This window comes from Pseudomonas sp. 3HC3 (genome assembly GCF_044904505.1).
In the GTDB taxonomy this organism is placed as follows: domain Bacteria; phylum Pseudomonadota; class Gammaproteobacteria; order Pseudomonadales; family Pseudomonadaceae; genus Aquipseudomonas; species Aquipseudomonas putida_Y.
This window is the reverse complement of the sequence record NZ_JADDRH010000001.1, coordinates 260,309-273,310: the sequence shown is the minus strand read 5'-3', so window position 1 is coordinate 273,310 and position 13,002 is coordinate 260,309. Positions and strand designations below refer to the sequence as shown.

At 63.2% G+C, this 13,002-nt stretch carries 9 protein-coding genes; 3 read left to right on the top strand and 6 right to left on the bottom strand.

Going from position 1 to position 13,002, the window contains the following annotated elements:
* Positions 1-47 precede the first annotated feature (47 nt).
* Positions 48-2,114 (top strand): PAS domain-containing protein, encoded by a 2,067-nt coding sequence (locus INQ47_RS01435; protein ID WP_404700868.1) that lies wholly within the window; start codon positions 48-50, stop codon positions 2,112-2,114.
* 7 nt (positions 2,115-2,121) lie between these two features.
* Here INQ47_RS01435 and INQ47_RS01430 read toward each other — a convergent pair whose 3' ends face one another.
* The 6 genes from INQ47_RS01430 to INQ47_RS01405 all read right to left on the bottom strand — a co-directional run bounded on the left by INQ47_RS01430 (position 2,122) and on the right by INQ47_RS01405 (position 9,167).
* The gene (locus tag INQ47_RS01430) at positions 2,122-2,868 is read right to left on the bottom strand and encodes an SDR family oxidoreductase (protein WP_404701225.1); all 747 of its coding nucleotides are present in this window, start codon (positions 2,866-2,868) and stop codon (positions 2,122-2,124) included.
* Between the two features lie 840 nt (positions 2,869-3,708).
* A complete protein-coding gene (locus INQ47_RS01425) occupies positions 3,709-5,244 on the bottom strand; it encodes a DHA2 family efflux MFS transporter permease subunit (RefSeq protein WP_252459169.1) in 1,536 nt (511 codons plus the stop codon).
* Positions 5,241-6,434 (bottom strand): HlyD family secretion protein, encoded by a 1,194-nt coding sequence (locus INQ47_RS01420; RefSeq protein WP_404700867.1) that lies wholly within the window; start codon positions 6,432-6,434, stop codon positions 5,241-5,243. Before INQ47_RS01420 ends, INQ47_RS01425 begins: the two co-directional genes overlap by 4 nt.
* A gap of 30 nt (positions 6,435-6,464) precedes the next feature.
* The gene (locus tag INQ47_RS01415; RefSeq protein WP_010954405.1) at positions 6,465-6,938 is read right to left on the bottom strand and encodes a MarR family winged helix-turn-helix transcriptional regulator; all 474 of its coding nucleotides are present in this window, start codon (positions 6,936-6,938) and stop codon (positions 6,465-6,467) included.
* A 180-nt stretch (positions 6,939-7,118) separates the two neighbouring features.
* On the bottom strand, positions 7,119-7,751 hold the full coding sequence (locus tag INQ47_RS01410) for a response regulator transcription factor (RefSeq protein ID WP_010954406.1): 633 nt from the start codon (positions 7,749-7,751) through the stop codon (positions 7,119-7,121).
* Between the two features lie 9 nt (positions 7,752-7,760).
* Positions 7,761-9,167, bottom strand: a complete 1,407-nt coding sequence (locus INQ47_RS01405; protein ID WP_404700866.1) for a sensor histidine kinase — start codon at positions 9,165-9,167, stop codon at positions 7,761-7,763.
* Between the two features lie 195 nt (positions 9,168-9,362).
* On the opposite strand from INQ47_RS01405, the gene INQ47_RS01400 reads away from it, so the two are divergent.
* Both INQ47_RS01400 and INQ47_RS01395 read left to right on the top strand, forming a co-directional pair.
* A complete protein-coding gene (locus tag INQ47_RS01400; RefSeq protein WP_019437073.1) occupies positions 9,363-10,985 on the top strand; it encodes an acyl-CoA synthetase in 1,623 nt (540 codons plus the stop codon).
* 92 nt (positions 10,986-11,077) lie between these two features.
* On the top strand, positions 11,078-12,847 hold the full coding sequence (locus tag INQ47_RS01395; protein WP_404700865.1) for an acyl-CoA dehydrogenase C-terminal domain-containing protein: 1,770 nt from the start codon (positions 11,078-11,080) through the stop codon (positions 12,845-12,847).
* Positions 12,848-13,002 lie beyond the last annotated feature (155 nt).

Sequence of the window (13,002 nt, the reverse complement as noted above, 5' to 3'; positions counted from 1 at the left end):
CAGGTGAACACGTTAAAGTCAGGACTTTTCATTGGCCGGACGCAGCCATGCCTTCTCGTGATCTGAACTCACTGCGCCAACAAGTCGAAGACCTCCAGCGACAGAACACACTGCTGGAGCAACGGCTTGCAAGCCACCAGGCGCACGACCAGGACTTCTATCGCTCACTGTTCAACACCATGGACGAAGGCTTCTGCATTATCGAATTCTTCGACGGCCCCCATGGCCCGCTGAGTGACTACGTGCATGTGCTGGCCAACGCAGCCTATGCCAAACACGCCGGCATCCCCAACGTGGTCGGGCAAAAACTGCGCGAGATGGTGCCTGATGAGGCAGATGACTGGGTGGCCCGCTATGGCGCGGTGCTTCGCACCGGCGAACCGCTGCACTTCGAGCAGGAACTGGTTGCTACCGGCCGTGTGCTGTCAGTGACCACTTTTCGCATAGAGCCTGCCGAGAAACGCCAGGTAGCGGTATTGTTCAAGGATGTGACCGAACGCCGGCGTGCAGAGCAGGCCCTGCAGCGCCTTAACGAAGAGCTGGAACAACGGGTGACTGCCGCACTGGCGGAGCGCCGTTTGTTTGCCGAATTGGTCGATCACAGTGTGGTCAATGTGCACGTGGTCGACAAGGACCTGCGCTGGCTGGCTGTCAATCGCCAGGCCAGGCATGACTTCCACCTGCTGTACGGGAGGACACCCGAAATCGGCGAATACCTGCCCGGGTTGTTTGAAGATGGCGCCGCTGGCCAGACGCCCGTTCTGCCGATGTGGCAGCGCGCCCTGGCAGGTGAGCAGTTCATCGAAATCGGCACCTTTGGCAAGCCCCCCGTGCTGCGCCATTACGAGTTGCGCTTCAACGCCTTGCGCGACCCCAAAGGCGAGGTACAGGGCGCGTTTCTGTTCGCCTATGACATCAGTGAACGGGTGCAGGAGCAGGAACGCTTGGCCAAGGCCGAAGCGGCGCTGCGCCAGGCACAGAAGATGGAGGCCGTAGGCCAGCTCAGTGGCGGCATTGCCCACGACTTCAACAATTTGCTGGGCGGCATCCTTGGTGCTCAGGAGCTGATGCGTCAACGCCTGGACCAGTCACGCTTCGACGCCCTGGCACCCTTGCTTGAGCTGTCCAGCAGCGCGGCGCAGCGGGCCTCGTCGCTGGTGCACCGGCTGCTGGCGTTCTCCCGCCAGCAGACCCTGCAACCCTGCTCCACGCAGGTGGCCACTTTGGTGGCTGGCATGGAAGACCTGCTTCGCCGTACCATCGGCCCGGCGATTACCCTGAGCAGCCGCTTCGCCAGCCAGCTGTGGCCGACCTTCATCGACCCTCCCCAACTGGAAAGCGCCTTGCTCAACTTATGCATCAACGCGCGCGATGCCATGCCTGCTGGTGGTGTGATCGAGATCATTGGCGACAACCTGCAGCTTGACGACGAGCAGGCCCTGGCACTGGCACTGCCGGCCAGCGAGTACGTGCGTCTGAGCATCGTCGACAACGGTAACGGCATGTCGGCTGAAGTCGTTGAGCGCGCAGTCGAGCCGTTCTTCACCACCAAGCCGATGGGCCAGGGCACCGGCCTGGGTCTGTCCATGACCTATGGCTTCGTGCGCCAGTCGGGTGGGCAATTACGGGTGCTTTCGGTGCCTGGCGAGGGTACCCGCATCGAGCTGCTGTTACCCCGCCACCATGAGCTAGCCCAGGCGCCAGTCAGCAAACCTCAGCGCGCGCCCTTGCGAAGAAGCAGCGAGGCTGCAAAACGCATTCTGTTGGTTGAAGACCAGACTGCCTTGCGCCTGGTGATCGGCGAAGTGTTGGAAGAGCTGGGCTATCGGGTGGACGCCTTCGAGAACGGTCCGTCTGCCCTCACCCACCTGCAAAGCGGCGAACGGCCAGACTTACTGCTGAGCGATGTCGGCCTGCCTGGCGGCCTGAATGGCCGCCAGGTAGCCGAACGCTGCCGTGAGCGCTACCCGGACCTCAAGGTGCTGTTGATCACCGGCTACGATGAGAGTGCGGCGTTCAGCGACGGCCAACCGCTGCAAGGTACGTTGGTGTTGACCAAGCCGTTCGAACTGGAAGCACTGGCAGAGCGGGTTCGCGAGCTGCTGGAACCTTGACGGGCGCTCAGCGCCCGCCGCCTAGGTCGATGAAGCTGCCGGTGGCATAGGAGGCTTTGTCCGAAAGCAACCAGAGGATGGCCTCGGCCACTTCCTCGGGATACCCTCCTCGGCCCATGGGCAAGCAAGGTTCAAGCTTGCTGACGCGATCCGGGTCGCCAGAAAGCGCATGGAAACCGGTATGGATATAGCCTGGTCGTACGCCATTGACGCGTACGCCCTCGCCTGCCACTTCTTTGGCCAGGCCGATGGTGAAGGTGTCGAGCGCGCCCTTGGAGGCGGCATAGTCGACATATTCGTTGGGCGAACCCAGGCGTGCGGCTACCGATGATACGTTGACGATGGCCCCGCCTTGCCCGCCATGCCGGCGCGCCATGCGCAGCAGGGCGTGCTTGGCGCAGAGCATGGGGCCGACGACGTTGGTTTTCATGACGTTCAGCAGCCGGAACTCGGACATGTCCTCGACTCTGCTCTGCTGGCCGATGGTGCCGGCGTTGTTGACCAGTGCGGTGACCGGGCCGAGTTCATCGTCGACGCGCAGGAACAGCTGGATGATTTCATCCTCGACGCTGACGTCGGCGCGCACCGCGATGGCCTCGGCGCCCAGGGCGCGTACCTGGCTGAGGATGGTTTCGGCGGCCTGGTCATCGGCGTGATAGTTGATGCAGATGCGGTAGCCCTGGCGGGCGGCCAACAGCGCAGTGGCGGCGCCGATGCCGCGGCTGCCGCCGGTGATGACGATGACGTTCTCCATGGGTTTGCCAATGGTTTTGGGAAGGGAGCATCGACAATAGGCGAAATGGCGCTGCGTTGGAATGACAAAGATCAGCACAGCCAACCCTCTGCTGTTGATGTGGCTGTTGATCTGGCTGTTGATCTGGCTGTTGATCTGGCTTTTGATCTTGATCTTGATCTTCGCGACTTCAGGAGGCCGAACGCAGGCCTTGCGGAGGCAGGTGACGGGCATGGATGCCCGTCAAGCGCTGAGGCCCCAGGATGGGGCCTGCAGCGCGGTCCTGCCGGGAGCAAGGCCGGAGTGAGGGGACCCCGGAGCGCAGCGCAGGGGCCGGATGATGGGAGCGCAGCGTTTTTTGGTTACTTTTTGTCGCGTTTGACAAAAAGTGACTCGCCGTAAGGGCGAAAAGGTGAGTCAGCGTCGCCATCGCGAATGGACTGTTCGCTGAGTCAAAACAGAAGAATTTGCTTCTTGCTTCTTGCTTCTTGCTTCTTGCTTCTTGCTTCTTGGATGTGGGCATTCATATCGAGTAGGTATTCATTCACGCAGGTGGCGCATAGTCACCTTTCCGCCCTTACGGCGGGTCACTTTTTGTCAAACGCGACAAAAAGTAACCAAAAAACGCTGGCTCCTATCATCCGGCCCCTGCGCTACGCTCCGGGGTTCCCTCGCTTCGGGCTTGCTCCCGGGAGGACCGCGCTGCAGGCCCCATCCTGGGGCCCAGCGCTTGACGGGCATCCATGCCCGTCACCTCCCTTCGCAAGCCCTGCGCTCGGCCTCCTGAAGTCGCAATCCGCGGCGCCTGGGCTATCGCACGCTTAGAAGCAAAATCAAAAGCCGAAGCGAGAGCGAGAGCACTCAATGCCCCGCCGATGCCGGGCCCGCCTTGGCGGTAAAGGGCGGCTTGGCGAACCACACCAGCAGAATCAACCCGGCAAATACCCAGCTCATCAAGGTGAAATAATCCACCGTCGACATCATGTAAGCCTGCCCATTGAGTATCTGCTCCAACTGCGCGTAACTCTGCGGGCTGGCGCCGCCCAACTGCTCAAGGGTATGCCGCGTCGCCGGGTCGAACTGGCTGATGTGCTCGCTCAGGTAAGCATGGTGCTGGTCCGCCCGACGAATCCAGATCCAGGTGGTCAACGAAGCCGCAAAACTCCCGCCCAAGGTTCGCAGGAAAGTCGCCAGCCCCGAACCGTCGGCAATCTGGTGCGGCGGCAGATCGGACAGCAGAATGCTCAACGTCGGCATGAAGAACAACGCCACACCAATCCCCATGAACAACTGCACCAAGGCCACGTGCTGGAAGTCCACCTCGCTGGTGAAACCGGCACGCATGTAGCAACTGGTGCCGATCGCCAGGAACGCCAACCCAGCCAGCACCCGCAAGTCGAACCGGTGCGCATATTTGCCCACGAACGGCGACATGATCACCGGCAGCAAGCCGATCGGCGCCACCGCCAGGCCTGCCCAGGTCGCGGTATAGCCCATCTGCGTCTGCAACCACTGCGGCAGGATCAGGTTGATACCGAAGAACCCGGCATATCCCCCAACCAGCACGATAGTGCCAATGCGGAAGTTGCGGTGCACGAACAGGCGCAAGTTGACCACCGGGTGCCGGTCGGTCAGCTCCCAGATCACGAATACCGCCAGGAATACAATCGAGATCAGGCTGCCGACAATAATGAATGACGACTCGAACCAGTCCAGGTCGTTACCCTTGTCCAGCACTACCTGCAAGGCACCAACGCCGATAATAAGGGTCAGCAGCCCAATGTAATCCATCGGCTGGCGGCTGGTGACCACCGGGCGCGTGCGCATCTGCTGGCGCACCACCGCAGCAGCGAACAGGCCGATGGGCACGTTGATGAAGAAGATCCATGGCCAGCTGTAGCTATCGGTAATCCAGCCGCCAAGAATCGGCCCGGCAATCGGCGCCACCACCGTGACCATCGCCAGCAGCGCCAGTGCCATCCCCCGTTTTGCCGGGGGATAGACAGCAATCAGCAGTGTCTGGGTCATCGGATAAAGCGGCCCGGCGACCACGCCCTGCAAGACGCGAAAGCCGACCAACTCGGGCATCGACTGGGCAATACCGCACAGGAACGACGCCAGCACGAACAGCAGCGTGGCCCAGATGAACAGCTTCACTTCACCAAAGCGCCGGCTCAGCCAGCCAGTCAGCGGCAAGGCGATAGCGTTGCTCACCGCGAACGAGGTGATAACCCAGGTGCCTTGCTCGTAACTCACCCCCAGGTTGCCGGAAATGGTCGGCAAGGCCACGTTGGCGATGGTGGTGTCCAGCACCTGCATGAACGTCGCGAGCGACAGGCCGATGGTGGTCAGCAGCAGACTCGGCGGCGTGAACTGGGCAGCGGCGTTGTTGCTCATCGTTGCGCCGTCTTGCCGGTTGCACTGTTCTCGTGAATCAGCCGGGCGATCAGGTTATCGGCTTCGACCAGCTGGTGGTCATACACCTGGGTGGTGTAGCTGGCCTTCTGCGGTGGCTGCTGGGCCAAAGCCGGGCCGCTCTGGTCATGCAGGTCGACTTCAACCACGGTGGACAGGCCGATACGGAGGGGGTGGTCCTTGAGCTGGTCGGGGCTGAGGTGGATGCGCACGGGTACTCGCTGGACAATCTTGATCCAGTTACCAGTTGCGTTCTGCGCCGGCAGCAAGGCAAAGGCGCTGCCGGTGCCCGCGCCAAGGCTGTCGACCGTGCCGCTGTACTTGACCTCGCTGCCGTACAAATCAGCGGTGACTTCCACCGGCTGGCCGATGCGCATCTCACGCAGCTGGGTTTCCTTGAAGTTGGCATCGATCCACACCTGATCCAACGGGATTACCGCCATGGTCGCGGTGCCCGGCTGCAGGCGCTGGCCCAACTGGACGGTACGCTTGGCGACGTAGCCGGTGACCGGCGCGACCAACGTGGTGCGGGCGTGGTCGAGGTAGGCCTGGCGCAGGTCGGCAGCAGCAGCCATGACGTCGGGGTGCGAGGACACCACGGTGTCGTCGACCAGCGCGCTGCTGGTGCTGAGCTGTTGGCGCGCACTGTTGACGGCAGCCTGGGCAACGCTCAGGTCGTCGCGGGCATGGGACAGTTCTTCTGCAGCAATCGCACCGCTGTCAGCCAGCACCTTGCGCCGGTTGAAGTCCTGCTGCGCCTTGCGCAGTTCAGCTTGGCGCGTTTCCAGTTGAGCCTTCAGCGAGTCGACGTTGCTGTACAGCCCGCGCACCTGCCGCACGGTGCGTGCCAGCTTGGCTTCGGCGGACTGCAAGGCCACCTCGCTGTCGGCCGGGTCGAATTGCAGCAACACCTGGCCGGCGTGGACCAGGTCGCCGTCATCGGCCCCGATGCTGGTAACGGTGCCAGCGACCAGCGGGGTGATCTCCACCACGTTGCCGTTGACGTAGGCATCGTCGGTGCTTTCGTGCCAACGCCCGACAATGCTGTACCAGGCCCAGGTGCCTGCCCCGGCAAGGATCAGCAGCAACAGCAGGCCAAGCAGCCAGGCCTTGCGCTTGCGTGACGACTCGGGCGCGGCGGAGGGAGTCGGGGTGTCTGTGGGAGTAGCCATGACAATACCTTGGATAATTCGTTACAGGGTTCAACGGTCGCCGAAGCGGCGGATCGTCAACGGGTCGCCAGCACTGAGCAGCACCTTGGCCAGCAGGCCTTCCAGGGTCTTGAGCTCCTCTGGTGCCAGCACGCCGCACAACTCGTTCATGGCGGCGGCGCCAATTTCCGGCAGGCGGTTGGCCAGGCGCTGGCCGTCGGCAGTGAGTGCCAGGCGCACTTGGCGCCGGTCGTCGGCGCAGCGGTTGCGCACGATCAGTTCCTTCTGCTCGAGGCGGTCGAGCATGCGGGTCATCGAACCGCTGTCCAGGCCCAGGTAACGGCACAGTTCGGCCGGGGTATCCACCTGGTACTGGGTGACGATGATCAGCACTTTGAACTGTGCGGCGGTGACGCCCTCTGACTCCAGGTGCCAGTCAAGAATGCGGTCTTTGAGGATCGCTGCGCGGCCAAGCAACATGCCGATGGCGCAGGTCTGGAAGTTTTCGGGGGAAAAATGGGCCATCGTTGACTGCTCAGTTAAGTGTGTAGAAATATTACTGCCTAGGCAGTGAATGTCAAAGCCTTCATTAGCAAGCTATGAAATATTTCATGACTTCTGCCTGTCTCACCGCTCTCAGCAGGCGCGTATTGCGGCCCTTTGCTACACACAAGGCCGCGCCTGCAAGGGTGTGCGTAAAGGCAGCTAACGCGCTCGCAGGCCCAACGCCTCCACCGCCCCACAAGCAATCGCCATTCCCACCAGTTCTGCTAGGCTGCCCGCCTGCAACCGCTTCATCACCCGCCCCCGGTACAGGTCCACGGTCTTGACGCTGATGCCCAACTGCTCGGCAATTTCGCGGTTGTTCAACCCTTGGGCCAAGGGTACGAACACGTCTCGCTCACGCGGCGTCAGGCCATCGATACGCGCCTGCACCAAGGCCAGCGCCTGATCGCCTTGTCGCGCCAGCCCGGCGTGCTCCAGCGCAGCCTGAACGCTGTCGAGCAGCAACTGGTCGTTGTAGGGTTTTTCGATGAAGTCGCAGGCACCGGCCTTGAATGCCCGCACCACGATCGGTACATCGGCATGACCGCTGACGAAGATCACCGGCACCATCAGGCCACGCTCACGCATCGCCTGCTGCACAGCCAACCCACCCAACCCCGGCATGCGCACATCCAGCAGCACACAGGCGGGCCCATCATCGACGCATGCGTCGAGAAACGCCTGCCCGCTGGCGAACGGCAAGGCTTGCAGGCCCACCGACTGCAGCAGCCAGACCGTAGAGTCGCGCATCCCCTGGTCGTCATCGACCACATACACTTTTGCTTGCAACACTGCCTCCCCTTATTCCCTGCTGACCGCCAGCCGGCAGCACAGTACCAGACCGCCGCCGTCACCCGCCCGCGCCCACAGGCTGCCACCAAAGCCTTCGATCAGGCTGCGGCTCATGCTCAAGCCCAAGCCCAGGCCGTCGGCCTTGCTGGTGGTGAACGGCGTAAAGATTTCATCCAGCCGCTCCGGTGCCACGCCCGGGCCCTGGTCGGCTACCTCGACCAGCACCCCATCGCCATCGCGCGCAGCGCAGAGCAGGATACGTGACGGCCGCTCCCCCTGCTGCTCGCGATTGGCATCGATGGCATTGCGCAGCAGGTTGAGCAGCACCTGCTCCAGCAGCACCCGGTCGGCATACACCAAGGGCAGTTGAGCGCTCATGCGAAGTTCCACCTGCACTTGGTCCCGCGCGGCTTCCCAGGCGCACAGGCGCATGGCTTCGCCAGCCAGCTCGGCCACATCCAACGCCTCCAGGCGTCGCGGCCCCTTGCGCAGGAAGGCACGCAGGCGGCGGATCACTTCGGCGGCATGGGTGGCCTGCTCGCTGATACGCTGCAGGCCCTGGCCTACCCGCTCGCGAGCCTGGGGGTCACGTTCCAGGCCCTGCAGGTAACGCTGACTGGCGTTGGCATAGTTGACCACCGCGGCCAGTGGCTGATTGATCTCGTGGGCGATGCCCGAGGCCAGCTCGCCCAGGGTAGCGAGGCGGGCACTGTGCGCCAGGCTTTCCTGCGCTTCGATGCGCAAGGTGATGTCGCGGGACACGCTGACCACCTCCACCACCGCGCCGGTGTAGGTCTCGCGGATCGCCCGGCTGGCGATTTCGAACCAGCGGTAGTCACCTGTCGCCTGGCGTACCCGGCAGGTCATGGTGTGATAGCCGTCCTGGTCCAGCGCGGCAGCGGCCTGGCGCAGTACCTGACGCCGTTCGCGCGGATGCAGCAGGGTATGTACAGGCATGCCACGCAGTTGTTCGGGCCACAGGCCGAGCAGGCGGTAGGCTGCCGGTGAGGCATCGAGAAAGCGGCCATCGGGGCTGTGCCGGGAAATCAGGTCGGTGGTGTTTTCGATGATCAGCCGATACAGGCGCCGGGCGCGGCTGGCTTCGCGTGCGCCATGGCGCTCTTCGCTGGCATCACGGCAGCGGCCCAGCACCTGCTGGCCCTGGTTGTCCGGCATGAACGTCCACAACACGATGCGCTCGCCGACCTGCACTTCGACATCGCTGATCGCCCGATGCTGACGCAGACAGGCACGTACCAGTGCAGCGCAATTGGCCGGCAGCCAGCGAGCCAGCTCAGGCCCTTCAGCGACCCAGGCCTGCAGTGCCGGGTTGAGTGCCAGCGGGCTTGCATCACTGGCCAGCAACAGACTGGGTTGTGGGTCTTTGGTGAGCAAGGGGTAAGCAGTGTCATCCACAGTAGGCGGCCTGTTTTTATAGTAGTTTTACTATATTGCTATAGTCGATATTCCTAATACCATAGCGACTCGCGTAAAACTGCGACAGAGGGGGCGGCCCACCGTCCGCCCCCACTGCACCCTGAACAGAGCTAACAATCAGCCATCGGGGGCCAGGTGCACAGGCTGCGTCTGCCTCCCTTACAGGATTACCGCATGTCGATCTATGCCCAGGGCCTGATGCCCGCTGCCGTCAACCATGTCGCCCTCACCCCGCTGAGCTTCATCGAACGCACCGCTGCCGTTTACGGCAACTACCCGGCCGTCATCCACGGCGCCATCCGCCGCAACTGGCAAGAAACCTACCAACGCTGTCGGCGCCTGGCCAGCGCCCTGGCCGGCCGTGGCATTGGCCGCGGCGACACCGTGGCAGTGATGCTGCCCAACACCCCGACCATGCTCGAGGCGCACTTCGGCGTACCCATGACCGGTGCCGTGCTCAATACCCTGAACGTGCGCCTGGATGCCGAGGCCATCGCCTTCATGCTGCAGCATGGCGAGGCCAAGGTGCTGATCACCGACCGCGAGTTCCATGCGGTCATCGAAGGTGCTCTGGCACTGCTTGAACACCCGCCGCTGGTGGTTGATGTAGATGACCCGGAGTACGGCGAAGGCCGCGCAGTCAGCGAACTGGACTATGAGGCACTGCTCAACGAAGGCGACCCGGAGTTTGCCTGGGAATGGCCCGATGACGAGTGGCAGGCCATTTCGCTGAACTACACCTCCGGCACCACCGGCAACCCCAAGGGCGTGGTCTACCACCACCGTGGCGCCTACCTGAACGCACTGGGCAACCAGATGACCTGGGCCATGGGCCACCGCCCGGTGTACCTGTGGACGTTGCCGATGTTCCACTGCAACGGCTGGTGCTACCCCTGGACCATCACCGCGCTGGCCGGCACCCATGTGTTCCTGCGCCGGGTCGACCCGCAGAAAATCCTGACCCTGATCCGCGAGCACAAAGTCAGCCACCTGTGCGGTGCGCCGATCGTGCTCAATGCGCTGGTCAACATGCCCGAGGCGGCCAAGGCAGCCATCGAGCACCCGGTGCAGGCCATGGTCGCCGGCGCTGCACCACCGGCCAAGGTCATCGGCGCCGTGGAGCAAATGGGCATCAAGGTCACCCACACCTATGGCCTGACCGAGGTCTACGGCCCGGTGACCGTGTGTGCCTGGCATGACGAATGGGACGCGCTTTCGCTGGAAGAGCGTGCCCGGATCAAGTCTCGCCAAGGGGTGCGCTACCCGACCCTCGATGGCCTGATGGTCGCCGACCCGCAAACCCTTCAGCCGGTGCCCCGCGACGGCGATACCCTGGGCGAAATCTTCATGCGCGGCAACACGGTGATGAAGGGCTACCTGAAAAACCCTGAAGCCACCGCCGAAGCCTTCCGTGGCGGCTGGTTCCACACCGGCGACCTGGCCGTGTGGCATGCCGACGGCTATATCGAGATCAAGGACCGGCTCAAGGACATCATCATTTCCGGTGGCGAGAACATCTCCACCATCGAGGTCGAAGACGCCCTGTACAAGCACCCGGCAGTGCTGGAAGCCGCCGTGGTGGCGCGCCCGGATGAAAAATGGGGGGAAACCCCGTGTGCCTTCGTTGCCCTCAAGCCAGGCCGGGAGGACACCCGTGAAGCCGACATCACCAGTTGGTGCCGCGAGCACCTGGCCGGGTTCAAGGTGCCGAAGACCGTGGTGTTCGGCGAGCTGCCCAAGACCTCGACCGGCAAGATCCAGAAATACGTGCTGCGCGACCGGGCCAAGGCCCTCTGATGCCTTAGCCGCTCCCCTTCAGGCGCCGCACACGGCTGCGCCTGAAGGTTCAGCGCACGCCCAACCATCCCCCACTATTGCAAGAGCTGCCGATGACCACCTATTCCGCCCCCCTGCGCGACATGCGCTTCGTCCTGCATGACGTGTTCAACGCTTCGGACCTGTGGGCCCGCCTGCCCGCCCTGGCCGAACGCATCGATGCCGACACTGCCGACGCCATTCTCGAAGAAGCTGCCAAAGTCACCGGCCAGCTGATTGCCCCGCTCAGCCGCAACGGTGACGAGCAAGGTGTGTGCTTCGACGCAGGCCAGGTCACCACCCCTGATGGCTTCCGCGAGGCCTGGAACACCTACCGCGAAGGTGGCTGGGTCGGCTTGGGCGGCAACCCGGAACACGGCGGCATGGGCATGCCAAAGATGCTCGGCGTGCTGTTCGAAGAGATGCTCTACGCCGCCGACTGCAGCTTCAGCCTGTATTCGGCGTTGAGCGCCGGCAGTTGCCTGGCGATCGATGCCCACGCCAGCGAAACCCTCAAGGCCACTTACCTGCCACCGCTGTATGAAGGCCGCTGGGCCGGTACCATGTGCCTGACCGAACCCCATGCCGGCACTGACCTGGGGCTGATCCGCACCCGCGCCGAGCCTCAGGCCGATGGCAGTGTGCGCATCAGTGGCAGCAAGATCTTCATTACCGGCGGCGAGCAGGACCTGACCGAGAACATCGTCCACCTGGTGCTGGCCAAACTGCCGGATGCGCCCGCCGGTGCCAAAGGCATATCGCTGTTCCTGGTACCCAAATTCCTGGTCGAGGCCGATGGCCGTCTGGGCGCGCGCAACGCTGTCCATTGTGGCTCGATCGAACACAAGATGGGCATCAAGGCCTCGGCGACCTGTGTCATGAACTTTGATGGTGCCATCGGTTACCTGGTGGGCGAGCCGAACAAGGGCCTGGCAGCGATGTTCACCATGATGAACTACGAGCGCCTGTCCATCGGCATACAAGGCATCGGTTGTGCCGAAGCCTCCTATCAGAGCGCCGCCCGCTACGCCAACGAGCGCCTGCAGAGCCGCGCAGCGACTGGCCCGCGGGCACACGACAAGGCGGCCGACCCGATCATCCACCATGGCGATGTCCGGCGCATGCTGCTGACCATGCGCACCCTCACCGAAGCGGGTCGGGCGTTCGCCGTCTACGTTGGCCAGCAACTGGACGTGGCGCGCTATGCCGAGGACGCCGGCGAGCGCGAGCATGCCCAGCGCCTGGTGGCACTGCTGACGCCAGTGGCCAAGGCATTCTTCACCGATAACGGTCTGGAAAGCTGCGTGCTTGGCCAGCAGGTGTATGGCGGTCATGGCTACATCCGCGAATGGGGCCAGGAGCAACGGGTGCGAGACGTGCGCATTGCACAGATCTATGAAGGCACCAACGGCATCCAGGCCCTTGATCTGCTGGGGCGCAAGGTGCTGGCCGACGGTGGTCAGGCGTTGGCCAGCTTTGCCAGCGAAGTGCGAGCCTTCAGTGTGGATGCGCCCTTGTACCGCGAGGACCTGCAGGCGAGCCTGGCGCGGCTGGAGGCCACCAGCAACTGGCTGCGGGAGCAGGCAGGCGAAGATGCCAACCTGGTCAGCGCGGTCGCGGTTGAATACCTGCAGCTGTTCGGGCTGACTGCGTACGCATATATGTGGGCGCGGATGGCTGCGGTGGCGTTGGCCAAACGTGAGGAGGATGAGGCGTTTCATGGCGCGAAGCTTGCGTGTGCGGCGTTCTATTTCCAGCGGGTCTTGCCGCGAGGGCTGGGGCTGGAGGCGAGTATTCGGGCCGGCAGTGGCAGCCTTTATGGGCTAGAGGCTGCACAGTTCTGAGCGATGTGTCACTGACGCGCTTTTTGCAAGCGCAGCCGTGTGCTGCGAAGAGGCCGGTGCAGGCTACCGAATCTGTACTCACTGACCTCTTCGCAGCATCAGCCCGTTCCAGAAGCGATTGCAGACATCGTCTTGTGCCCGCAAAGGGTTCTCAA

Excerpts from the sequence above, each read along its gene's own strand:
- INQ47_RS01435 (WP_404700868.1), top strand. The coding sequence starts at position 48 with ATGCCTTCTCGTGATCTGAACTCACTGCGCCAACAAGTCGAAGACCTC.
- INQ47_RS01430 (WP_404701225.1), bottom strand. The coding sequence starts at position 2,868 with ATGGAGAACGTCATCGTCATCACCGGCGGCAGCCGCGGCATCGGCGCC.
- INQ47_RS01425 (WP_252459169.1), bottom strand. The coding sequence starts at position 5,244 with ATGAGCAACAACGCCGCTGCCCAGTTCACGCCGCCGAGTCTGCTGCTG.
- INQ47_RS01420 (WP_404700867.1), bottom strand. The coding sequence starts at position 6,434 with ATGGCTACTCCCACAGACACCCCGACTCCCTCCGCCGCGCCCGAGTCG.
- INQ47_RS01415 (WP_010954405.1), bottom strand. The coding sequence starts at position 6,938 with ATGGCCCATTTTTCCCCCGAAAACTTCCAGACCTGCGCCATCGGCATG.
- INQ47_RS01400 (WP_019437073.1), top strand. The coding sequence starts at position 9,363 with ATGTCGATCTATGCCCAGGGCCTGATGCCCGCTGCCGTCAACCATGTC.
- INQ47_RS01395 (WP_404700865.1), top strand. The coding sequence starts at position 11,078 with ATGACCACCTATTCCGCCCCCCTGCGCGACATGCGCTTCGTCCTGCAT.